Source organism: Candidatus Thiothrix phosphatis (assembly GCF_035668035.1).
GTDB lineage: Bacteria > Pseudomonadota > Gammaproteobacteria > Thiotrichales > Thiotrichaceae > Thiothrix > Thiothrix phosphatis.
The window spans coordinates 30,255-53,265 of record NZ_JAYMYJ010000106.1 but is presented as its reverse complement, the minus strand read 5'-3'; the positions used below and the strand labels follow the sequence as shown (position 1 = coordinate 53,265).

The 23,011-nt window shown below is 56.1% G+C and carries 25 protein-coding genes; 19 read left to right on the top strand and 6 right to left on the bottom strand.

What is annotated here, in order from left to right; all coding sequences use genetic code 11:
- Positions 1-5: 5 nt before the first annotated feature.
- The 3 genes from VSS37_RS11130 to VSS37_RS11120 form a co-directional block, all read right to left on the bottom strand.
- Complete coding sequence (locus VSS37_RS11130) at positions 6-512, bottom strand: disulfide bond formation protein B (protein ID WP_324695221.1); 507 nt, start codon at positions 510-512, stop codon at positions 6-8.
- A 233-nt stretch (positions 513-745) separates the two neighbouring features.
- Entirely contained in the window at positions 746-1,237 is a 492-nt protein-coding gene (locus tag VSS37_RS11125) for a PIN domain-containing protein (protein WP_510952326.1), read from the bottom strand.
- Positions 1,234-1,563, bottom strand: coding sequence for a UPF0175 family protein (locus VSS37_RS11120; RefSeq protein ID WP_324695217.1), 330 nt, complete (start codon positions 1,561-1,563; stop codon positions 1,234-1,236). The genes VSS37_RS11125 and VSS37_RS11120 overlap by 4 nt, the downstream gene beginning before the upstream one ends.
- A 156-nt stretch (positions 1,564-1,719) precedes the next feature.
- Between VSS37_RS11120 and VSS37_RS11115 the strand changes: the two genes are divergently transcribed.
- Both VSS37_RS11115 and VSS37_RS11110 read left to right on the top strand, forming a co-directional pair.
- The gene (locus VSS37_RS11115) at positions 1,720-2,085 is read left to right on the top strand and encodes a TfoX/Sxy family protein (protein WP_324695215.1); all 366 of its coding nucleotides are present in this window, start codon (positions 1,720-1,722) and stop codon (positions 2,083-2,085) included.
- Positions 2,082-3,107, top strand: coding sequence for a protein adenylyltransferase SelO family protein (locus VSS37_RS11110; RefSeq protein WP_324695213.1), 1,026 nt, complete (start codon positions 2,082-2,084; stop codon positions 3,105-3,107). The genes VSS37_RS11115 and VSS37_RS11110 overlap by 4 nt, the downstream gene beginning before the upstream one ends.
- Here VSS37_RS11110 and VSS37_RS11105 read toward each other — a convergent pair.
- Complete coding sequence (locus tag VSS37_RS11105) at positions 3,090-4,268, bottom strand: helix-turn-helix domain-containing protein (protein WP_324695211.1); 1,179 nt, start codon at positions 4,266-4,268, stop codon at positions 3,090-3,092. The genes VSS37_RS11110 and VSS37_RS11105 overlap by 18 nt on opposite strands.
- Before the next feature lie 449 nt (positions 4,269-4,717).
- On the opposite strand from VSS37_RS11105, the gene VSS37_RS11100 reads away from it, so the two are divergent.
- The 12 genes from VSS37_RS11100 (at position 4,718) to VSS37_RS11050 (ending at position 14,904) form a co-directional block, all read left to right on the top strand.
- Entirely contained in the window at positions 4,718-5,944 is a 1,227-nt protein-coding gene (locus tag VSS37_RS11100) for a porin (RefSeq protein ID WP_324695209.1), read from the top strand.
- Between the two features lie 82 nt (positions 5,945-6,026).
- Positions 6,027-6,113 carry a pyrroloquinoline quinone precursor peptide PqqA gene (gene pqqA, locus VSS37_RS21860; protein WP_375339141.1) on the top strand — a complete coding sequence of 29 codons (87 nt, stop codon included), beginning with the start codon at positions 6,027-6,029 and terminating at the stop codon, positions 6,111-6,113.
- Positions 6,114-6,117: 4 nt separating this feature from the next.
- Positions 6,118-7,035, top strand: a complete 918-nt coding sequence (gene pqqB, locus VSS37_RS11095) for a pyrroloquinoline quinone biosynthesis protein PqqB (protein ID WP_324695207.1) — start codon at positions 6,118-6,120, stop codon at positions 7,033-7,035.
- A 79-nt stretch (positions 7,036-7,114) separates the two neighbouring features.
- Positions 7,115-7,858, top strand: coding sequence for a pyrroloquinoline-quinone synthase PqqC (gene pqqC, locus VSS37_RS11090; RefSeq protein WP_324695205.1), 744 nt, complete (start codon positions 7,115-7,117; stop codon positions 7,856-7,858).
- Positions 7,851-8,120, top strand: a complete 270-nt coding sequence (gene pqqD / locus VSS37_RS11085; RefSeq protein WP_324695203.1) for a pyrroloquinoline quinone biosynthesis peptide chaperone PqqD — start codon at positions 7,851-7,853, stop codon at positions 8,118-8,120. The genes pqqC and pqqD overlap by 8 nt, the downstream gene beginning before the upstream one ends.
- Positions 8,113-9,234: a pyrroloquinoline quinone biosynthesis protein PqqE gene (gene pqqE / locus VSS37_RS11080; RefSeq protein ID WP_324695201.1), complete on the top strand. Its 1,122-nt coding sequence runs from the start codon at positions 8,113-8,115 to the stop codon at positions 9,232-9,234. The genes pqqD and pqqE overlap by 8 nt, the downstream gene beginning before the upstream one ends.
- Positions 9,235-9,337: 103 nt before the next feature.
- A complete protein-coding gene (locus VSS37_RS11075; RefSeq protein WP_324695199.1) occupies positions 9,338-11,092 on the top strand; it encodes a methanol/ethanol family PQQ-dependent dehydrogenase in 1,755 nt (584 codons plus the stop codon).
- Positions 11,093-11,176: 84 nt separating this feature from the next.
- Positions 11,177-11,722, top strand: coding sequence for a cytochrome c-550 PedF (gene pedF, locus VSS37_RS11070; RefSeq protein ID WP_324695197.1), 546 nt, complete (start codon positions 11,177-11,179; stop codon positions 11,720-11,722).
- A 63-nt stretch (positions 11,723-11,785) separates the two neighbouring features.
- The gene (locus VSS37_RS11065) at positions 11,786-12,655 is read left to right on the top strand and encodes a substrate-binding periplasmic protein (protein ID WP_324695195.1); all 870 of its coding nucleotides are present in this window, start codon (positions 11,786-11,788) and stop codon (positions 12,653-12,655) included.
- Between the two features lie 10 nt (positions 12,656-12,665).
- Complete coding sequence (locus VSS37_RS11060; RefSeq protein WP_324695193.1) at positions 12,666-13,409, top strand: quinoprotein dehydrogenase-associated SoxYZ-like carrier; 744 nt, start codon at positions 12,666-12,668, stop codon at positions 13,407-13,409.
- Positions 13,406-14,341 (top strand): quinoprotein relay system zinc metallohydrolase 1, encoded by a 936-nt coding sequence (locus tag VSS37_RS11055; RefSeq protein WP_324695191.1) that lies wholly within the window; start codon positions 13,406-13,408, stop codon positions 14,339-14,341. Before VSS37_RS11060 ends, VSS37_RS11055 begins: the two co-directional genes overlap by 4 nt.
- Entirely contained in the window at positions 14,338-14,904 is a 567-nt protein-coding gene (locus tag VSS37_RS11050; protein WP_324695189.1) for a rhodanese-like domain-containing protein, read from the top strand. The genes VSS37_RS11055 and VSS37_RS11050 overlap by 4 nt, the downstream gene beginning before the upstream one ends.
- A 13-nt stretch (positions 14,905-14,917) precedes the next feature.
- Here VSS37_RS11050 and pedA1 read toward each other — a convergent pair whose 3' ends face one another.
- Complete coding sequence (gene pedA1 / locus VSS37_RS11045) at positions 14,918-16,138, bottom strand: lanthanide ABC transporter ABC transporter substrate-binding protein PedA1 (RefSeq protein WP_324695187.1); 1,221 nt, start codon at positions 16,136-16,138, stop codon at positions 14,918-14,920.
- 15 nt (positions 16,139-16,153) lie between these two features.
- Positions 16,154-17,140 carry a PQQ-dependent catabolism-associated beta-propeller protein gene (locus VSS37_RS11040; RefSeq protein ID WP_324695185.1) on the bottom strand — a complete coding sequence of 329 codons (987 nt, stop codon included), beginning with the start codon at positions 17,138-17,140 and terminating at the stop codon, positions 16,154-16,156.
- A gap of 132 nt (positions 17,141-17,272) precedes the next feature.
- On the opposite strand from VSS37_RS11040, the gene VSS37_RS11035 reads away from it, so the two are divergent.
- From VSS37_RS11035 to katG, 5 genes are all read left to right on the top strand, one after another.
- On the top strand, positions 17,273-18,580 hold the full coding sequence (locus VSS37_RS11035; RefSeq protein ID WP_324695184.1) for an ATP-binding protein: 1,308 nt from the start codon (positions 17,273-17,275) through the stop codon (positions 18,578-18,580).
- Positions 18,581-18,651: 71 nt separating this feature from the next.
- Complete coding sequence (gene pedC, locus VSS37_RS11030) at positions 18,652-19,455, top strand: lanthanide ABC transporter permease protein PedC (RefSeq protein WP_324695182.1); 804 nt, start codon at positions 18,652-18,654, stop codon at positions 19,453-19,455.
- 77 nt (positions 19,456-19,532) lie between these two features.
- Positions 19,533-19,805 carry a hypothetical protein gene (locus VSS37_RS11025; RefSeq protein ID WP_324695180.1) on the top strand — a complete coding sequence of 91 codons (273 nt, stop codon included), beginning with the start codon at positions 19,533-19,535 and terminating at the stop codon, positions 19,803-19,805.
- On the top strand, positions 19,805-20,338 hold the full coding sequence (locus tag VSS37_RS11020; protein ID WP_324695179.1) for a GNAT family N-acetyltransferase: 534 nt from the start codon (positions 19,805-19,807) through the stop codon (positions 20,336-20,338). Before VSS37_RS11025 ends, VSS37_RS11020 begins: the two co-directional genes overlap by 1 nt.
- 262 nt (positions 20,339-20,600) lie before the next feature.
- Positions 20,601-22,859, top strand: coding sequence for a catalase/peroxidase HPI (gene katG, locus VSS37_RS11015; RefSeq protein ID WP_324695177.1), 2,259 nt, complete (start codon positions 20,601-20,603; stop codon positions 22,857-22,859).
- Positions 22,860-23,011 lie beyond the last annotated feature (152 nt).

Below are 23,011 nucleotides of genomic sequence, written 5' to 3'. Positions count from 1 at the left end.
ACCGATCAGCGGCGGGAACCGATTACCCACGGTTGCTTGCTGAACATCCCCCAAATCGCCACAGCAAACACTGACAGGAATGAAACCAGCGCCCAGTTGGCTAGCGAAAGCCCCAGGATCACCAGTTCCTCGTCTTCACATAAGCCGGAAACCTCAAACAGGCTAGGGACGTTGTCGCTCAGGAAGTAAACCAATTGTTCGATCAGGTTGGGTTGCCCACCTGCACAGGAGGCAGACCCAGGCGGCTGTAGCTGCAACCAGGTTTGATACGCCGACACGCTGATGCCGATGCCTGACAACAGCAGGATGGCTCCGCCCCATAACTTTTCCCCGAATCCGCTAACCGCCAGCAAGCCGAATACACCAATCAGGATGAACAGCAAGCGCTGGAAAATGCATAAGTAACACGGGTGCAAATCCAGCCAAGCCGTCAGGATCAGGCTGCCAGCGGCAAGCCCCAAAGTGCCCAGGCCAATGGCCAGCCACGCAATTTTACGGGTTATTGTGATCATTTCGCTTAATTTCCTGTATCTACACTTGTCGCATTTTGGCATGTCCGAAGAACTGGCGACAAATTACAGCAGTTTCAAAGCCAATGCCACGGCTTTACGCTGAACCCTATGGGACAAATTGGGATGTGGCTGCTGCCATGATGAGGATTTGAAGTATGGCGCTTCCTCCCTGGCTTTATAGGGTTAGTGTAAGTCGGAGGGAAGACCTGAGGCGTGACAAAAGGCAAGCAGCGTTAGCTTATCTTGCCCAGTGCCTCTCTCACTTGCCGCAATAATGGGTCAGACAGACGTAACCCATTCATCATCGCCTGATCCAGATATTCCAGTGCAGTCTCCCTATCAATCACCCCATGGCGAACAGCCTGAATCAACAATCCGGCAAAGCCTGTTATCTTCAAACCGAACTGGTGTGCAATTTGACGCCCTTTACGTTCATCAATAATCAGTGGCAAATGACGGCTGACAGCCAATTCAATCGCATTCGCCTCCCCGGCATCCAGCAACAGCAACAAAGACTCCAACCTGCGGGAAACGGGAACAGTCACCACCTCCAGACAAGCAAGCTGCTCAATGAGCTCGTGAATATGAGGAGAACCCGCCTGTAATTCAGCAAGAACAACCTCAGGTATCAGCACACGCGAAAACAGGTGACACAACAACGGCAATGCCTGGAGCTTTTCCAGCACAATCAGGCTGGTAGTGTCACTAACGATAATAGCCGTCATGCTGGAAACAGCTCATCCAGTGTCTGTAAATCTTCCTGCAAATCGTAATCAGCAAAAGGTATGTTCAGCTCCCCCAACAACGTGAGTGTTTCATGCTTGTTTTTGCCCAAAACCTTGCCCAACTGCCCCAGGCTCAAATCACCCGCCTGAAAAGCCTTGAGGGCAACCCAGTTTTTCATGCCATTTTCCAGCAACTGTGTGCCGAAAGGCAGCGCCACACCCAGCGGCTCGCCACGGCGGGTGATCAACATGTATTCATTGTTTAGTAGTGAATGGCTGAGTTTACCGGGATTGGTTTGTAATTCCTTGATGCCTATAACATTCATAAAGCACTCCACGTACTGCGCCTAAGGAGTATTTGAGTTTAGCACCACCATCCCTAAACAGCCTATTCGCTTTATCAATATTCCCCAGCGCTCCCTTTGAAAAGCATCATGATGTTGCTAGTCTAGAAGACTGTTTAGACACAAGCGGGTAGCACCATGCCCAAACCAACCGAATACCTCACCTACCTCCTCGAACTGCTCGCCCCGCTCGGGCAGGTGACGCACCGTTCCATGTTCGGCGGCTTCGGCATCTACCGCGACGACGTGATCTTCGCCATCGTGATCAGCGATACCCTCTACTTCAAGGTGACGGAGGACAACCAAGCCGATTACGAACAGGCAGGCAGCCAACCTTTCACTTACAGCAAGAAAGATGGCAAGGTTGCGGTCATGTCCTACTGGACGGTGCCCGCCGACCTGCTGGAAGACCAAGACCAACTGCTGGAATGGGCGCGCAAAGCCTACGCCACCGCCCTCAAACACAAAGCCCCGCCCAAACGCAGCAAGCAAGCCAAAGCATGAAACGGCTGGCCGAACTCACCCTCCAGCAGCATTTCCACGGCTTGGGGGAAGGGTTCTACGCCGAACACCAGCCGCAGGGTTTGCAGCATCCCAGCCTTACACGCGCTAACCCTGCTATTGGGCAACAGCTCGGCCTCGACCCTGCTGAATGCGCAACCGACGATTTCCTACAAATATTCAGCGGCAATGCCTTGCTACCTAACAGCCGCCCGCTGGCACAAGCTTACGCCGGGCATCAGTTCGGCCACTTCAACCCATTTTTGGGCGATGGGCGCGCCGTGTTATTGGGGGAAGTGGAAACCGCAACAGGCTTGCTCGACATCTGCCTGAAAGGCGCTGGCCGCACCCCTTACGCCCGCAATGCCGATGGCCGCGCGGGGCTGGACGAATGCCTGCACGAATACGCCATCACTGAGCAATTGGCTGCACTCGGCGTGCCCACCACTCGCTGCCTATGCATCACCCAGGGTTCCGGGCTGGTCTACCGCAGCGGTTTTGGCCCGGAAGCCATGCTGACCCGCATTGCCCCCAGCCATATCCGTTTCGGCACTTTCGAGAACTACCATTTCCAGCGCAATACGAAAGCCTTGCGCAAACTGGCTGATTACGTCATCCACTGGCATTTCCCGCATTGCGCAGAGGCAGGCGAACAACGCTATGCAGCATTTTTCCAGGAAGTGGTGTTACGCGCAGCGCGGCTGATAGCACACTGGCAGGCAGTAGGATTCGTACATGGTGTGATGAACACCGACAATCAGTCCATCCTTGGACTGACGCTGGATGTGGGTTTAAGCGGCTTTACCCCGGAACGTGACCCGGCGTGCGTGATCAACCCGGCGGATGAAAAAGGCCGTTACGCATTCGGCCAACAGCCGGTGGTTGGCTTGTGGAACTGCAATGTGCTGGCGCGGGCGCTTTCTTCCCTGATTGCTGCCGATGACTTGCGTAGCGCTTTGCAAACCTACGAGCCGGAATACCTGCGGCATTACGCAGCATTGACCTGTTCAGAACCCGCCGTTTGAGGCCAGTTCGGCCAGCCGTTCGCGCACCAGTTCACTGCCGGACGTACTGTGGCACAGCTTTTCCATCAATAGGGCAGGGTTCTGGCAGGATTCCAATGCCTTCCCCATCACCGCGTCGATGCAATGCCGCCATTCCTCCAGCTCCGGTGACTCGGATTGCGGCAGGAATGAACCGCGATACAGCGAGAAAGCTTCGTTGGTGCGCTGCTGACGCAAAGTCTGCCAAACCTGGATGAAATCAGCCCAGACGGGTGCCAGCAAACGGTAAGGCCGTGAACCAATCTGCCCATCCAATACCCGGCGCAAATGGGAAAGTTCCGACTTCAGGGTTGCGGTGGAAACCGGCGCATCGCCATACAACGCGGCGTGGAAGCCATCCAGACTCAAGCCTTGCGGATTCAGCGCCAGCAGACAGAGAATTTCCACCTGACGCATCGGCAGATTCAGCGGCTTGCCCCGGAACGAAACACGCGGGTGGCCCATTGCATGGATTTCCAGTTCCGCACGCGGCAGATTGTGTGGCAAACCGGCAGCAATGGAACGCGCCAGCTCAGTCACCGCCGCCTGCCCCAAGGGCGTATGCCGGTTCCAGGTGGTGGACATGTCCAGCACGCCTACGCATTCGCCGGTTTGCGGATGAATGATCGGCGCGCCGTAACACACCCAGTCATGCACAAACGGCAAGTAATGTTCGGATGAAAACACCGTGACCGAGCGCCGCAGTTTCAGGGTAAGGCCAATAGCATTGGTGCCGACCGAACGTTCGTCCCAATGCCCGCCTGCGGTAAAGTTGACGGCTTCAGCCCGCCGTTGCATGTGGCTGCTGGCAAACGTCCACAACAAACGTCCACTCGGGTCAGCAATCGCCGCCACCAGTTCCCCTTCCTTGGCCAGTTGCATCATTGCATCCTGTTCGCGGCGGGCTGCCTGGCAAAGTTGGGATTCCTGCCAGAGCTTGGTGGCGGTGTATTCATCGTCAGCCGGTGCGTGGGGCCGTTGGGGTTTGAGATATTGGGCGCTGCGTTGCCACGAAGACATGATGTCATCGCGCACGTTATCCGCTTTCATGAATGGGCTGCCCGCCATGAAACGGCTCCATTGGGTTTCGATCGTAACCCGCCGCTGTGACAGGGTTCCTCCTGCCGCGTGTGCTTGCCTCATACGCCTCCTCCTGCGTCAAAGCGATTGTGCGTGGTGAAAAAAGGGCCTGCCAACCTTTTCCCAACCTTCCTTTAAGTAATATCCACCCTCACATGATAATTGATTAACTTACACATTCTTTTCGGAGACTAGCATGTAAACTCATGATTGGAAAGACCATTAATTAAATAGCAAAAAGCGCCGGATAAAGGCAAGAACAAAATGACGGAACTTAATAGCTTTTCACATCCTGAAATAAAAACATTGCACTGTTTTCGGGATATGTCCTTCATTTCATATAGAAATGTTATTGTGAATAATCTCTTGTCATTAAAAACATCGGGTCATCTTTTAAATTAGGTTCCATTCAAAATAAATAGCCCACCTTTTTCCAACCTGATATGCCAAATCATAATCTCCGCCCAATATGTTCCGGGTGGGAAGTCAATAAGATCGGAGAGGATGATTATATGCGTAAGAACCCAATAGCATTACTGCTGGCCGCCATTCTAAGCGGTTCCACAAGCGTGGCTTCAGCAGCCACTTGGCAGGCTGGTGACTGGGAGTTGGGGTTGGGCGGCAACGTCAACACCTTCTACACGGTGACCCAATGTGACAGCGGCAAACTGGGGGCTGGCGGCGGCACCATGACCGGGCTTGCCTGCCTTGACCCAGACACCGGCACGCTGACGGATGGCGACACCCATAGCGTTTCCAACGGCTTGCTGCCTGCCTCCTTGAATTTCAGCGCAAAAACCAAGCAAAACGGTTACGACATCAGTGGCAACGTCAATGTCTATTACGGTACAGCCACGCAGGACACCAACAAATTGCCGGGTGATGCGCTGGACTTTTCCACGGTCGATGCCCGTCAGGTCTATCTGACGTTTGGCAATGAACGCATGGGTACGGTCAAGGCCGGGCGCGACTTCGGCCTGTTCGGATTCGACCCGATCATCAATGACATGAGCCTCAGTGGTAACGGTGCCATGTTCACCGCTGCCGGGCCGGGTCATACCACGCTGGGCGGTTTGGGTTTCGGCTATGTGTATACCGACCGGCTCTCGCAGATCAACTGGAGTTCCCCGAAGAAAAATGGCTTTGAAGCCACCGTAGGCGTTTTCAACCCCGTCGACGGGCAGGAATCCAACGGCGTTACCAGTCAGTCCACCCGTGATGGTGGCCAGCCAGGTTTCCATGGCAAAGCCAGCTATGACTTTGACCGGGGCAACGGCGTTAAAGGGCACGTTTCTGTCAGTGGCCTGAGCCAGAAAGTCAAACTGGCCAATGGCAACAAACCCAGCATCACGGGCGCAGAAGTCTTCGGCAAAGTGGATATCAACAAAGCCAGCTTTGCCGCTTCCTACTATCAAGGCAAAGGCATGGATACGCTTGGGATTGGCGGCATTATCTTCCCCGGCTTTGACAGCACAACCGGCGAGGCTGAAAAGTCCAAAGGCGGTATGGTGCAAGCCACCTACAAGCTGGGCAAAACCAAACTGGGCCTCAACCTTGCCCAAAGCAAGCAGACCCATCTGACCAATGTCAAAAACGACAAGGTCACGCTGGGCGCGTATCACAGCCTGACCGACAACCTGAGCCTGATTGGTGAAGTGTCTCGCCAGAAAAGCGACCTGGAAGGTGTTGGAACCGATAAATCCGGCAGTGTTGCGGTAGGGGCAATGCTCTCGTTCTAAGCGCCCACCAACCTTTCCCCAACCTTGGTGGCGCATAATGGATACTCCGATCAACCTGTCACTGAAAGAGGAGTGATACGCAATGAAAAAGCCAATGAAATGGGTCAAACCGGCATTCAAGGAAATGCGTTACGGTTTTGAAATCAACCTGTACATCATGAACCGTTAAACCCTTGTTTGTACTGGTTCTTGGTTCCGCTGCGGGAGGTGGATTCCCGCAGTGGAACTGTAATTGCCCGATGTGCGCAGGGGAACGGAATGGCTCGATTGCAGCCTACGCCCGCACCCAGTCATCCATCGCGGTATCCACCGACAAGGTAAACTGGCTGCTGGTGAATGCCTCGCCTGACATCCGCACCCAGCTCAATGCCAATCACCCACTGTTGCAACCTGCCCGCCAGTTGCGTGATACCGGCATTGCCGCTGTGATGCTGGCCGACAGCCAGATTGACCACACCACCGGCTTGCTGATTCTGCGTGAAAGCCCCAAGCCGCTGGAATTGTATTGCACCGACAGCGTGTACGAAGACCTGACCACCGGCTTCCCAGTGCTGAACATGTTGCAGCATTATTGCGGGGTGAACCGGCATACGCTGCCGCTGGATGGTTCCGCCCTCAGCATTCCCGGCATCGACCACCTGCGGATTACACCGGTAGGACTCAACAGCAAAGCACCGCCTTATTCCCCGCATCGCCACAACCCTGGTATTGGTGATAACGCAGGCTTCTGGTTTGAAGATACCAGCACTGGCGGCAGACTGTTCTACGCCCCCGGTCTGGGTGAAATCGAGCCGCACCTGCAAGCCTTTTTCGCCGACGCTGATTGTGTGCTGGTTGATGGCACCTGCTGGACAGATGATGAAATGCAACGCCGTCAGGTAGGCGTTAAAAAAGCCCGTGAAATGGGCCATCTGCCGCAATCAGGCGCAGGTGGTATGCTGGAATGGCTGGCGAATTTCCCCTCCACCCGCAAGGTTCTGATCCACATCAACAACACCAATCCGATCCTGGATGAAGATTCGCCGGAACGGGCCGTGCTGGCTGAAGCTGGAATTGAGGTTTCCTTTGACGGGATGTTGCTGGAGTTGTAAGCCTCCAGCCTCCTAACCAACCTTTCGCCAACCCCTCCACTTCCATACTGAACGCAATCTGGGAGAGGAGAACCAAGATATGACGACAGCGTGGACGCCTGCCGAATTCGAGCAGCAATTGCGCGCCATGGGGCGCTATTACCACATTCACCACCCGTTTCAACAGATGATGTACGCAGGCAAACTGACGCCCGAGCAGTTGCGTGGCTGGGCGGCTAACCGCTTCTACTATCAGGTGACGATTCCACGTAAGGACGCCGCCCTGCTGTTCAACTGCCCCGACCGGGAAGTGCGTCGGGTATGGATTCAGCGCATCCTCGACCATGACGGCGGCTCGGCGACCGACCACGTCTCCGACGGCGGCATCGAAGCCTGGCTGCGACTGGGTGAAGCCTGCGGTGTGCCGCGCGAAGAGTTGCTCGACCAGCGCCATGTCTTGCCGGGTGTGCGTTTCGCGGTGGATGCCTACATCAACTTCGTGCACCACGCGGACTGGCGCGAAGGCGTGTGTTCCTCGCTGACCGAACTGTTTGCGCCGACGGCGCACCGCCAGCGCCTGCAAAGCTGGCCGGATCATTACCCCTGGATCGATAACGCAGGCTTGCAGTATTTCCGCAACCGCCTGACCGAAGCGCACCGCGACGTAGATCACGGTCTGGCTCTGACCTTGCAGCATTTCACCACTTACGAGCAGCAGCAGCGCGCCCTGCAAATCCTCAAATTCAAACTGGATGTGTTGTGGGCAATGCTGGATGCGATGTATCTGGCCTACGTGCAGCACATGCCGCCTTACTTCAATCTTGAGGAGGCCGCACATGCCTGATTTGCACGCCAAACCTGCCATCGCCCCCGGCTACCGTTTCCAGTGGGAACCGGTGCAGGAATGCCATGTGCTGCTGTACCCGGAAGGCATGGTGCAACTGAATGATACCGCCGCCGCCATCCTCGGCTTTTGCGACGGCCAGCGCAGTGTCATCGGCGTGATCGCCGACCTGGAAAATGCCTACGAAGCGGAAGGCTTGCGCGAGGATGTTGTCAGCTTCCTGCATGAAGCGCTTGAGCGCGGGTGGATACGTTATGTCTAAGCCACCTCCACCGCTGTGGCTGTTGGCCGAAGTCACCCATTCCTGCCCGTTGCAATGCCCGTATTGCAGCAACCCGCTCAATCTGGTGCCGAAGAAGGACGAGCTCGACACCGAAGGCTGGCTGCGCGTATTGCACGAAGCCCGCCAGTTGGGCGCGGCACAACTCGGCTTTTCCGGCGGCGAACCACTGGTGCGCAAGGATCTGGAAGCACTGATCGGGGAAGCGCGCAAACTCGGCTACTACAGCAACCTGATTACCTCCGGCATTGGCATGGATGCAGACCGGGTTGCCCGTTTCCGCGAACTGGGGCTGGATCACATCCAGGTCAGCTTTCAGGCGGACGATGCCACCCTGAACGATTATCTGGCCGGAACCCACGCCTTCCAGCACAAACTGGAGATGGCGCGCGCAGTCAAGGCGAACGGCTACCCGATGGTGCTGTGTTTCGTTATCCACCGGCAGAATTCCGACCGCATTGCACAAATGCTGGATCTGGCGGTGGAGTTGCAGGCCGATTATGTGGAACTGGCCACCACCCAGTTTGAAGGTTGGGCGCTGCTCAACCGCGACCACCTGTTACCCACGCTGGAGCAGGTACGCGAAGCCGAGCGTATTGCCCATGTCTATCAGGAAAAGCTCAAGGGCAAGATGAAAATCTACTACGTCGTGCCCGATTACTACGAAAACCGGCCAAAAGCCTGCGTCGGCGGCTGGGGCAGAGTATTCCTCGCGGTAGCGCCGGACGGCATGGCATTACCCTGTCATGCCGCCCGCGACCTGCCGGGGCTGGAGCTGCACAATGTGCGCGATCACAGTCTGGAATGGATCTGGAACGAATCACCCGGCTTCAATCATTTCCGTGGCGAAGGTTGGATGAAAGAGCCGTGCCGCAGTTGTAACGAACGGGAAAAGGATTTCGGCGGCTGTCATTGTCAGGCGTTCAAACTGAGCGGCGACCCGGCGAATGCTGACCCGACCTGTGCCAAATCCCCGCATCATCACGTCATTGAGCAGGCAATTGACGCCAGCAGACTGGGTGCGTCAACACCAGCCAAGCCCATGATTTTCCGGCAACGGCAAAAATCCGCAAACCCCAACCTTTTTCCAACCTGAACCCCTTTAAGCTGATTTCAAGCACCTGCAAGAGCAAGGGGAGAAGCTCTGCCGCAGGCTGTACCGACACAACTTGGCTCGATAGCAGGAGGAGATTTCCAACATGAAAGCAGAGCAAACATTCCGTAAAGCCTTACTGGCGCTGACCATCGGTTGCGCACTTAGTACCCCCGCCCTGATGGCAGCCGTCACCGATCAGGACATTGCCAACGACGCCCAAACCACCGGCGATGTCGTCAGTTACGGCATGGGCCTGCAAGGCCAGCGCTTCAGCCCGCTGGACAAGCTCAATACCGAAACGGTCAAAAATCTGGTACCCGCGTTTGTATTGTCTTACGGCGATGAGAAACAGCGTGGTCAGGAATCCCAGCCGCTGGTGCATAACGGCAAGATTTTCGTAACGGCCTCTTATTCCCGTGTATTTGCTGCCGACGCCAAAACCGGTGAGGAAATCTGGCAATACGACCACCGCCTGCCGGACGGCATTCTGCCATGCTGCGACGTGGTTAACCGTGGTGGCGCGCTGTACGACAACCTGTTCATTTTCTCTACGCTGGATGCGCAACTGGTCGCACTCGACCAAGACACCGGCAAAGTGGTGTGGAAAGAGAAAATGGAAGACTACAAGGCCGGTTATTCCAACACCGCCGCGCCGATTGTGGTCAAAGGCATGGTCATTACCGGCGTTTCCGGCGGTGAATTCGGCGTGGTCGGCAAGGTCGAAGCACGCGATGCCAAAACCGGCAAACTGATCTGGTCACGCCCCACCGTGGAAGGCCACATGGGCACCCTCAACGGCCAGGACAATGGCATCACCGGCGAGCAGGGTAAAACCTGGCCGGGCGACCTGTGGAAAACCGGCGGCGCGGCCACCTGGCTGGGCGGCACTTACGACGCAGAAACCGATTCCCTGTTCTTCGGCACCGGCAACCCCTCCCCGTGGAACTCGCACCTGCGCCCCGGCGACAACCTGTATTCCTCCTCCATCCTGGCAATCAACCCGGCGGACGGCACCATCAAGTGGCACTACCAATGGACGCCACATGACGGCTGGGACTTCGACGGCGTTAATGAATTCATTTCCTTCGACCTGAAACAAGCGGACGGCACGGTCATCAAGGCTGGCGGCCATGCTGACCGTAATGGCTTTTTCTACGTGTTGGATCGTACCAATGGCAAGCTGATCAGTGCTTCGCCCTTCGTCAACCAGATCACCTGGGCCAAAGGCATCAACCTGGAAACTGGCCGCCCTGAATACAACGACGACAACCGCCCTGGCGCACCGGAAGGCGAGGAAAAGGGTAAATCCGTATTCGCTGCACCGTCGTTCCTCGGTGGCAAAAACTGGATGCCAATGGCTTACAACCCCAACACGGATTTGTTCTACGTACCCGCCAATGAATGGGGCATGGACATCTGGAACGAGCCCATCACCTACAAAAAAGGTGCGGCTTACCTCGGCGCCGGTTTCAACATCAAATCGCTGAACGAAGACTACATTGGCGCACTGCGGGCAATGGATCCGAAAACCGGCAAGATCGTGTGGGAAGCCAAAAACTACTCCCCATTGTGGGGTGGTGTGCTGACCACCGCAGGCAACCTGGTATTTACCGGCACGCCGGAAGGCTACCTGAAAGCGTTTGATGCCAAGACCGGCCAAGAGCTGTGGAAATTCCAGACCGGCTCCGGCGTGGTGGGTTGCCCAATCACCTGGGAACAGGACGGCGAACAGTTTGTGGCGGTGCCATCCGGCTGGGGTGGTGCGGTCCCACTGTGGGGCGGCGACGTTGCCAAGCGCATCAAGCACCTCAACCAGGGCGGCAGCCTGTGGGTGTTCAAACTTCCCAAAACTTCCTGATCTCCACTGCGATTGGCGGGGCGACAGCACGTCCCGCCGTTTTTGGAGCAGACACTTTTTGATTTGAAGGTAGGTACTATGCAAATGCTTAAACGTTCTTTTACCGGTGCCATGGCAGTGCTCGCATTGACTGCCGCTGCCGGAGTCTGGGCGCACGGCGATGTCACCCCGCAACCAGTCGACATCACCGGCCTGAAGCCGATTGAAAATCCGGATGTATGGCTCGACACCAACCCTTATTCCGGCAATGAAAAGGCCATTGAAATCGGTCACCACGCTTTCGCCCAGAACTGCGCACGCTGCCACGGGATCGATGCGGTTTCCGGCGGCATCGCCCCCGACTTGCGCGAAACCCTACCACTCGGCGAGGAAGGTGATGAATTTTTCAAGGAGCGCATGATCAATGGCGCGGTGCGCAACGGCGTAACCTACATGCCCAAATTTGAAGGGCTGATTGCGCAGGAAGGTCTATGGGCCATCCGTTCCTGGCTGGAATCCGTCTCCGTCGATGCTCCGCCGAAAGACACCGCCAAAGCAGACGAGGCCAAGCCGGATGAAACTAAAACCGATGCAGCCAAATCTGACAATGCCGCAGCAACCGACACAAGCAAAACGGCTGAAAGCAAGTGACACCGCAAGATACCCTCCTGTGGCGAGGGTATCACTGACAATGTTTGGAGGAGGACATTGCGCATGTGGAACAAGCCATTATCCATTCTGACAGCGACCATACTGCTGGCGGCATCCCTGCCAGTTCACGCAGTCACGCTGGATGAAGTCAAAGCACGGGGGATGCTGACTGTTTCCCTCTACAAGGATTTCCCCCCGTATTCCTACCTACAGGACGGCAAACAGCAAGGCATTGATGTCGACCTTGCCAAAGCCCTGGCGCACAAGCTGGGGGTGGAAACTGACATCCGCCTGGTCGGTGCGGATGAAAACGTGGAAGACGATCTGCGCAACAATGTCTGGAAAGGCCATTACCTCGGCGGCGGTGTCAGCGATGTCATGCTGCACATGCCGTATGACCGCGCCTTTTCCAAAAAGGTGGACGAGGCCAAGTTTGTCGCCCCGTATCAGCTGGAATCACTGGTGTTTGCCTTCAATACCAATAAAGTGGGCAAGCAGCCGACCCTGGCCAATTTCAGGAGCGAACCCATTGGCGTGGAACTCGACACCCTGAGCGATCTCTACCTGTTACAAGCTTTGCAGGGCAGCATCAGCCAGAACATTCGCCACTATGAAAACCTGAGCAAAGCCGCCGAAGCGCTCAAGTCCGGGGAAATCTCAGGCATTATGGGGCCACGCGGCGAACTGGAAGGTGTGCTGGGCGAGCGCCCCGACACTATCCAGATTCAAACGCTGGTGACGCCAGGGCTGGCGCGCAGTAGCTGGGCCATGGGCATTGCCGTCAAGGCCGACATTATGGGCGATCTGAGCAAAGTGGTGGGCCAGGCTATGGCTGAACTGGTGAAAGACGGTTCCGTGCAAAAGATTTTCGAGCAGCACAAAGTCAGCTACCAACCACCAGCAGAAGCCCCCGATGTAACTGCCAAACAGTAAGGAGGCCGCCATGCGCACAGTCTTGTTGAGCCTCCTGTGTTGCCTGCCCGGCCTGGTGCTGGCAGGTGAACCTGACCCACTACAATCCCCGCAGTGGGCAACCATGCACAGCCGTTTTCTCAACGGTGAAAACTACCGGTTTGACGACAAGGTCAAAGTGCTGGCCCCGGCTTCCGCCGAAGATTCGCTGAATGTTCCTATCACCTTCGACGCCACTGCTTTGGAACAGGTGGAAAAGGTGGTTGTGATGGCAGACCTTAACCCGATTCCCGGCGTGCTGGAGTTCAGCCCCAAAACCATCCCCGCACGCTTGTCTTTCCGCATGAAACTGCAACAGGGCAGCCCCATCCGGGCGGCGGCAAAAACAGCCGATGGTCTCTGGCATGTCGGCGGCGTGTGGGTGGATGCGGCAGGTGGCGGTTGCACCTTGCCCAGTACCGGCACCGCCAGCGGCGACTGGAGCAGCACGCTCGGCAAGGTTTCCGCGCACGTCTGGCAACGCCCGGACAACAACCGCCTGAGGGTACGGGTGATGCACCCAATGGATACCGGGTTGGCTTCCGGCATTCCTACCTTCCACATTGAAGACCTGGCTATTTTGGATGCATCCGGCGAGGTGCTGGCAAGCATGACCCTGCACGAGCCGGTCAGTGAAAACCCGATGCTGAGTCTGGATGTCGGGCAACATCAGGATTTCCGGGTGGAGGGGCAGGACAATAACGGCAACCGGATTGAAGCGGAGGTGGACGAATGAAACGTTTCTACCTGCTGTTAGTTCTGATCTGGATGCCTACAACCCAGGCCGACAGCTTCCAATACCCGCTGCAAGCACAACAGGTCGCCCCCGACACCTACGTGCTGGAAGGCAAGACCGAAGACTTTTCCCGCAAGAACGGTGGTTTCATCGTCAACACCGGCTATATCGTCACCGCTGATGGCGTGGTCGTCATCGACAGCGGCCCGTCGAAACGCTTCGGCGAGCAACAACGCGCCCTGATTGAAAAGAGTACGGGTAAGCCCGTGATTCGCCTCTACCTGACACACCATCACCCGGATCACTTTCTCGGCAATCAGGCGTATGCCGATGTCCCCCGTTATGTCCTGCCCGCCAGCAAACGTGGCATGCAGCAGGAAGGCGAAAGCTTCACGGCCAATATGTACCGCATGACCGGCGACTGGATGCGTGGCACAGGCATTACCCTGCCCGACAAGACAGCCCAGGACGGTACGGAAACCGTCGGCGGCCACGCGCTGGAAACCATTGCCCTCAGCGGCCATACAGCTGGCGATCTGGTCATATTCGATCACACCACCGGCGTGTTATTCAGCGGCGACCTGGTGTTCAATAACCGTGCTGCCACCACCCCGCACGCCAATATTGACGCTTGGCTGCAAGCGCTGGAAAAACTGCAATCCCTGCCTTTCAAGGTGATTGTGCCGGGGCATGGCCCGGTCGCGCAGGATAAAGCCCCGATCGAACAAACCCGTGATTACCTGCAATGGCTGATCACCACCCTCAAGGACGGTGCCGCCAACGGACTGGATATGAATGAAGTCATGCAAACCCCGATCCCGGAACGCTTCAAAGATGTCGCCTTGGCCCGTAGCGAATTACAACGTTCAGTCAGCCATCTTTACCCGGCGCTGGAACTGGGCAACCTGCAACCGGCAAAGCAGACGGAATGAAACCACTGTTCCCACTTGTCTGCCTGAGCCTTGTGCTTGCTGCCTGCCAACCGGATGCGGCAACACCCGACTGCGAACGCACCCCGGAAATGCCACCGGGGATGAAACTGGATCATTACCACAGCCCGACGCCAGTTTGTGTTCCGCATGGCACAACACTGGATACGGCCGGGGTGCAGGCCTTGCAGCGCACGGCAAAACCTATCCTGATCGATGTCTGGGCCATATTGCTGCGCCAGGAAGCAGGCTTTCCCAGCGAATGGCTGCCCAACGATGTGCACGACAGCCTGCCCGGCGCGGTATGGCTACCGAATGTTGGTTACGGCACGCTGGATGCGGAGCTGGAAAACTACCTGCAATACAACCTGCAACGCCTGACGGGCGGGGATAAAACCAGGCCGCTGGTCTTTTTCTGCGTGGCCGATTGCTGGATGTCGTGGAATGCCGCGCAGCGGGCATCCGCCTATGGCTACACCCAGGTGTATTGGTACAAGGAAGGGACGGATGGCTGGGCAGAAGCCGGGCTGCCATTACAGGAAGCCAGCCCGGTACCCGTTGAGTAAAACCGTTTCCGGCTTAAAACTTGCAGTTGCTATCCCGCTCATCGAAACCAAGTGTATCCAGATTATTGGTCTGGTGCAGGAAACCTTGCAGCGGCGCACGTTCCACCACCCAGTTCTGGGTAGCCAGCAACAGCGGCTGGCGTAGCTGATGATCCCACGGGCGATAACTGCTGGCATTGCCCTTGGCACCATCCAGCGTGGTATTGGGGTCAGTCAGGTAATCCCGCAACTTGCTGAAATCGCAGCTGGCAGTTTGCTGGACGGCGGTGGCAATCGCTTTCACCGACATCCACGCTGCCCAGTCGACATCGGCCATGCGCCGCTGCGCCTGTTTCTCGAAACGCTTTTCCACCTGTGGCGCACCGTGACGGTTCCACGCCCAGTTCCAGGCCAGTGCATTCAGGCCGCCGGAACCCACCACCGGTCGCGGCAATAGCGTCTGATAAGGTGCATTGCGGGCAAATTCACCGTTACTGTCGGCAATGTAAACCACGTCGTAATCACCGCCCGTCAGCAGGGCGATATTGTTCTTGTCACGCTCGCGCGGGTCGTTGCCCAGCACAAACGGACGCTTGTCAGTAATCTCCACCCCGTAGCGTTTGGCCGCACGTTCAAACGCAGCGCTTAACAGCTTGTCTTCGGGGGCCGGGCCTTCCAGCATCAAGGCCTCTTTCCACTTGTGCGCAACCAGGTATTGCACCAAACCGTCAGCCTGCATGGCATGACTGGGCAGCGTGTGAAAAACATTGGCCTGACACTGTTCCTGACGCAGGCTGTCGTCGGGTGCGGACACATTGAAGAAAGCCAGCTCCTTACCTTTGAAGGCAGCCGCCACTTCACTCAGCAACGGCGCGGGCAAATCCGTCAGAATGAAATGGACACCCGCCGCCTGCATCGTTTCCACCTGTTTGATCAGCTCGGCGGCGGTTTCCCCTTCGGCAGGTTGCAGGGCAAAACTGACACCAGCAGCCTGACCGTGGAACTTGATTTCCTTCATCGCCACTTCCGCTCCCGCCAGCGGGTGACCCAATGGCTGGCCGAGGAACTGCGCAAACATACGGCGCTTGTCGTAGCGTTTATCATCAGCCTGCGTCAAATAACCCATCGTGAAAGTTTTCACCGCCTGGGTAGAGGCAGGCTCCTGCACGGCGGATACTGGGGAGGAGCCATCCGTCCATGCAGGGCTGCTAGCAAACACACTCAGCAGGACAGCGGCATAAAGCGTGCGACGCATGGGCTTCTCTCCTGCTTAATCATCAATCACAACCATGTAGGGAACCCGTCCGGCAGGCACCGACTTGGCCACTTTGTTATCCGCTGTCTGCACAATGGAAACATCGTCACTCAGGCCATTGGCTACGAATAAGGTGGCTTCGTCGCGGGTCAGCGCCACATTCCAGGGGCGGTTACCGACCAGGATGTAATCCTTCACTTCGCGGGAGGCCACATCAACCACAGCCACCCGATTGGCGCGCCCCAGCGTGATATACATAGTCTTGGCGTCTTTGGTCAGCGCCATACCGACCGGGGTAATGTCTTCCTTGCGGAAACCCTCCGGGGCGAAGGTAATCTTCTGCTTCACGGTATTGGTGGCAACATCAATAATGCTGGCGGAAGCATCCAGTTCGCTGCTGACCCACAGCTCTTTGCCATCCGGCATTAGCACCAGACGGCGCGGGCGGGCACCGACCACAATACTGGCTTGCAGCGTATTGCTGGCAAGATCAACCACATGCACGCTATTGGCGGATTCGGAAGTGACGTAAGCCGTTTTGCCATCCGGCGTCACCAGCACGCCTTCCGGTTCGCCACCAACCTCGACAGTCTTGGTCATTTCCTGCGCGGCCAGATCGATAGTGCCGAGCATGCTGTCGTCTTCCAGCGAGATATACAGGGTCTTGCCATCAGGGCTGATGTCGAAGGCCTCCGGGTCTTCAATACCCTTGATCCGGTCAACGTCTTCCAGTTTGGCGACATCGATAATGTCCACGCTTTCACCGTCACCGCAGGCTACGTACAACAGGCTGTGATCCGGGCTGAACTGGAGGTGACGCGGGCGTTCGGCGGTTTCGATGGCTTTCACCTTCTCGAAGGTTTTGCCGTCCAGCACCGTCACCACATCATCCTCTTCGCTGCTGATGAAGATATAGCCGGTGTCTTTGGCAAAAACGGTGCCGGAGGCCAGCAGGCTAAATGCCAGCAATGGCATCGCAAACCTGAAATGCATTGAGCGCATAACGTTCTCCTCTTCCCTTACGTTATCACTGCACAGTAGCCGTTGCCGGGTTGGCAAAAGGTTGGTGCTTTGCTCATCCCCATTCAACTGTCGTAAGATAAATTACTGTAACCATTATTACGGTAATCAGAAATGAAGTTCTACAACCGCGAAAGTGAACAACATCAACTACGCCTGTGGTCACAACAAGCCGCTGAAGGTCAATCCAGCCTGACCCTGATGGTCGGACGGCGGCGTGTCGGCAAGACCGGTTTGTTGGTGCACACCTATCAGGATAGAGCGCTCTACCTGTTCATTTCCCGCAAATCCGAGCTGTTATTGTGCGAAGAATTCACCGAACAAATCCGCAACCAGTTAAACCTGCCGATTTTTGGTCAACCCCGCAGCTTGCGCGAAGTGCTGGAAGTCCTGTTCCAGTACGCGCAAAGCCAGCCGCTGACCCTGATTCTGGATGAGTTTCAGGACATTGCACGGGTGAATCCGGCGGTGTTTTCCGAACTGCAAAACCTGTGGGATCAGTACCGCCCACGTTGCAAGCTGCACCTGATCTGCTGCGGTTCGCTGTATTCGCTGATGACCCGGTTGTTTCAGGACAGCAAGGAACCGTTATTCGGGCGGGCTGATCACCGCATCAACCTGCAACCGCTCAAACCCGCCTATATCGCCGAACTGCTGCGCGACGACGGGCGCTATGACACGGATAGCCTGCTGGCGTGGTATACCGTGAGTGGCGGGGTGCCCAAATACCTCGAATGGCTGGCAAAAACCGATCCGCAGCAGGCTATCTGGGAAAGCCTGATCAACGAATTCAGCTTGGTGATTGAAGAAGGCCGTTACCGGCTGGCGGAAGAATTTGGCGCCGAACAAAGCACCTATTTTTCCATCCTCGCTACCCTGGCCAGCGGTAAAACCAGCCGTGGCGAGATTGAATCCGTACTGGAAACCTCCATCGGCCCCTACCTGAAACGGCTGGAGGAAGACTTCGACATCATTCAGCGTCTCAAGCCCGTGTTCGCCACGCCCAATAGCCGTCAGGTCAAATACCGCATCCAAGACGCCTTCCTGAGCTTTTGGTTCCGCTTTATCTACCGTTACCGCAGTGCAGTGGAAATCGAAAACTTCGCCTTTATCCGCCAGGTGATCGTTCGGGATTTCGCCACTTACAGTGGGGCATGGCTGGAGCAACTGTTCCGCACCCAGCTTGCCGCCAGTGGCGACTATAACCTGATCGGCAGTTACTGGGAGGCAGGCAATAAAAATGAAATCGACATCGTGGCAGTGAATGACTTCACGAAAACCGCCCTGATTGCCGAGGTGAAACGTAACCCGGATAACTTGCGCCTCAGCCACCTCAAGGCCAAGGCGCAACGGCTGGAGCAGCGCCTGACGGGCTACGACATCACTTACCGTGGCTTTTCCTTGCAGGATCTGGCTGTTTAAGGTTGGTAAAAAGTGGGTGGCACAAGCACCCCATTTTCAGTATCAAATAGGCAAACCATCAGGAGGAGGTTATGGCTACACGGCATCTGCCTGCACTGCTGGCAATCAGTCAGCGTGAAACCGTCAAGTTCCTGCATCAGCGTGGCCGCCTGCTGTCAGCACTGGTGCGCCCGGCCTTGTGGCTGATCGTGTTTGCTGCTGGCTTCCAGAATATTTTCGGGGTGTCGATCATTCCGCCTTACGACACCTATATCGAATATCAGGTGTACGTGGTGCCGGGGCTGCTGGGAATGGTGTTGCTGTTCAACGGTATGCAGTCCTCCCTGGCGATGGTGTATGACCGCGAAATGGGGCTGATGCGTTTGCTGCTGATTGCGCCACAACCACGCTGGTTTCTGCTGTTCAGCAAGCTGGTGGCGGGAACCGTGCTGTCAGTGTTGCAGGCGTATGCGTTTCTGGCTTTGTGCGCCGTCTTCAAGGTGGATATTCCCTGGTCAGGCTGGCTGTATGCATTGCCAGCCATGATACTCGGCGGCCTGATGCTGGGTGCGCTGGGGCTGCTGTTGTCGGTTTCCATCCGCCAGTTGGAAAACTTCGCAGGGACGATGAATTTCGTCATCTTTCCCATGTTCTTTCTTTCCACCGCGTTGTATCCGCTTTGGAAGTTGCAGGAATCGGGCGCGGCCATCGTGCACCTGCTGGCAACCTACAACCCGTTTACACATGTGGTGGAAATGATCCGTTTTGCCCTGTACGGCCAGTTCAACCTCCTCTCTTCTCTGGTCGTACTGGGCGCTTTGCTCGTGTTTTTTCTGCTGGCGGTGTGGGGGTATGATCCGCAGTATGGGGTGGTGAGGAAAGCGCGGCGTGGGTGAGATAAATCAGAATTGTGTGGATTACGCTACTGCGCTATCATCCGACACACTATCTACAAATTTGTAGAGGAAGAAGCATGAGCACCACAACCACCCAGATTTCCGCCTACATCTCCGAAGACACCAAGGGGCAAATCGAGTCCTACGTCAAACGTCGGGGCGTGACCAAGGCGTTCATAATCGAAAGCGCCCTGCAACATTTCCTGCAAGTGCTGCGTGAAATTCCGGAAGACGTGATCATTCCCGCCCGTCTGGTCATCACTGAAAGCAGCATGCTGAAACTGGCAGAACGGCTGGAATCAGATGAAGAACCTACTCCCGCCCTACGCGCCCTAATGGCAAGCAAGTAATGCCGGATTCATTACTGGTACAAGTTCGCCGTCTGGAAAGTCACGATGACCGTTCCAGCTTTTGCAGTGGCGACATTGAACTTGACCGCTTTTTCCAACGCTTTGCCGGACAAAACCAGTTTCGACACTATGTAGGCACCAGCTATATTGCCGATTGCAGTGGGCAAATTGCTGGATTCGCCACCGTCAGCAGCGGCGAAATCACAGCTGAAATATTGGCAGGCATAGTCCGCAAACGCTTGCCGGATTACCCCCTGCCTATTTTGCGTCTGGCACGCCTAGCAGTCGACCAGCGCTTCCAAGGCCAAGGGATTGGCAAACTATTGCTGAAAGCCATGCTGGAACTGGCCTTACAATTACGTGACCAGACCGGCTGTATTGGTGTTTTAGTGGATGCCAAACCCACCGCCGTCGATTTCTATACCAAGCTCGGCTTCCAAGCCCTGGAAAGCGTCAGCGGCGAGTTAGGCAACCGCCCTGAACCCTTACCGATGTTTTTGCCGATCCAGACCATCGCTAAAGCCCTCGTCTAATATCACCTCAGCCCATTGGCTACATCTGGACGTTTCGCTCGCACTTGAGAAGTAACACTTCGCACCTATCATCAATCGATGTATCCACCTACCGGCAAAATAAGGCAACAATCACCAGAAAATAGATCGATTTAAAACAAAAAATCCATTTTCATGCCAGGTTAGGTTGCCGCCATACTGAACACTGAAGAGGAGATATTGAAGGCAAAACAATGCCCCAGGGAAATCTATTTTCCCGTTCACCAGTAGGAGGAGAACCATCATGTTAAAAAGGACATTACCTTTATTGACCGCCAGCCTAATAACCCTGACCGCATTAACTCCCGTAACCCTTCCCGCCGCAACCGACATGGATATGGCCCACTCGAACCAGTTCTGGTGGCCGCAAACACTGGACTTGGCAGCACTACGTGCGCACGACGCCCGATCCAACCCCTATGGCGACGGCTTCAACTATGCCGAAGCCTTCAGTAAAGTCGATCTCGCCGCCCTGAAAAAAGACATAGAACAAACCCTGACCACATCGCAGGACTGGTGGCCCGCCGACTGGGGGCATTACGGCGGCCTGATGATCAGGATGGCCTGGCATAGCGCCGGAACCTACCGCATACACGATGGCCGTGGTGGCGCTGACGGAGGCCAGCAGCGTTTCGAACCACTCAACAGTTGGCCGGATAACGCCAATCTGGACAAGGCGCGCCGCCTGCTGTGGCCAGTCAAGCAAAAATACGGGCGCAATGTTTCCTGGGCTGACCTGATGGTGCTGGCGGGTAATGTTGCACTGGAATCCATGGGCTTTAAAACCCTGGGTTTTGCCGGTGGGCGCACCGATGACTGGGAATCCGATACCGTATACTGGGGAGCAGAAACCAAAATGCTGGGCAACGACCAGCGTTATAAAAGTGGCGAACTGGAAAAACCGCTGGCCGCCGTACAAATGGGCCTGATCTATGTGAATCCAGAAGGCCCAAACGGCAGTGGTGACCCTTTGGCCGCTGCGAAAGACATGCGCGAATCCTTTGGCCGCATGGCCATGAACGATGAAGAGATCGTCGCACTGGTGGCAGGAGGCCACACGTTGGGCAAAGCCCACGGTGCCAAGCCGGTTGATTGCCTGGGTGCGGAACCCGCTGCCGCCGGTATCGAGGAGCAGGGTCTTGGCTGGATGAACAAGTGCAACAAAGGCAATGCGGAAGACGCCATGACCAGCGGCTTGGAAGGTGCTTGGACAGCAACGCCCACCGCATGGTCGATCCTTTACCTCGACAACCTGTTCCGCTTCGATTGGCACCAGGTCAAAAGCCCTGCTGGGGCCACACAATGGGCACCAACCGATGAATCAGCGCAAGCGATGGTGCCGGATGCGCATATCGCAGGCAAACGCAATCCACCCTTGATGTTCACAACCGACATCGCGCTGAAGGAAGACCCCGGTTTTCGCAAGATTGCCGAAAACTTCTGGAAAAACCCCAAGGAGTTTGACAAGGCGTTTGCCAAAGCCTGGTTCAAATTGACGCACCGTGATTTGGGGCCACGCACCCGCTACCTAGGCAGTGAAATTCCAGCAGAAGTGTTTATCTGGCAAGACCCGGTGCCAGCCGTTGATCATCCGTTGGTGAATGCCACAGACATTGCCCAGTTAAAAGCCGAGATTTTGAAATTTAACCTGACCAATCCTGAGCTGGTCAGGACTGCATGGGCATCCGCTTCCACTTTCCGGGGTTCCGACATGCGGGGTGGCGCCAATGGCGCGCGCATCAGCCTTGAGCCGCAGAAAAACTGGCCGGTCAACGATGCATCAGAACTGAACAAGGTGCTGTCAGCCCTCGCCATTGTGAAAGAAAATTTCAACCGCGCGCAAACGGATGGGAAAAAGGTTTCACTGGCCGACATGATTGTGTTGGGTGGTGCCGTCGCCATTGAAGAGGCTGCCAAACAAGCCGGTCACCCGGTTGAAGTGCCTTTCACACCTGGGCGCACCGATGCAACCCAGGAAATGACCGACGTGAATTCCTTTGCTGTGCTGGAACCGACAGCGGATGCCTTCCGCAATTACTACAGTGATCGCAGCTATGGCTCACCGACAGAAATGATGGTGGAAAAAGCCGACCTGTTAACCCTGACCGTACCGGAAATGACGGCATTGGTGGGCGGTATGCGCGCCCTTAACACCAACGCCGACCAAAGCAAACATGGCATCCTGACGGATAAGCCCGGCACCCTGAGCAATGACTTTTTCGTCAATCTGCTGGATATGTCTACACAGTGGAAGCAATCATCCGCCTTCCCTGGCCTGTATGAAGGTGTTGATCGCGCCTCAGGCCAAGCAAAATGGACAGCCACCCCTGTTGACCTTATTTTCGGCTCCAATTCCGAGCTGCGGGCTGTTGCTGAAGCGTATGCCGCCAACGATGGCCAGGATAAGTTTGCCCATGACTTCGTCGCGGCCTGGGCCAAGGTCATGAACCTGGACCGTTTCGGCACAAGCGGAACAGGCAACAACACGCTGGCACAACGCTAACCCGCAAGTCAGTTAGCGGTATCAAGAAGAGCACCCTGCCAACGGATGGCATATCTGTTGGCAGGGTGGATTGTGTACAGGCGTGCGGAAGTGGCCCGCAGGATACGCATGATCCCAGCTAAAATATGAAAATCGTCCATTAGGTGGATGAT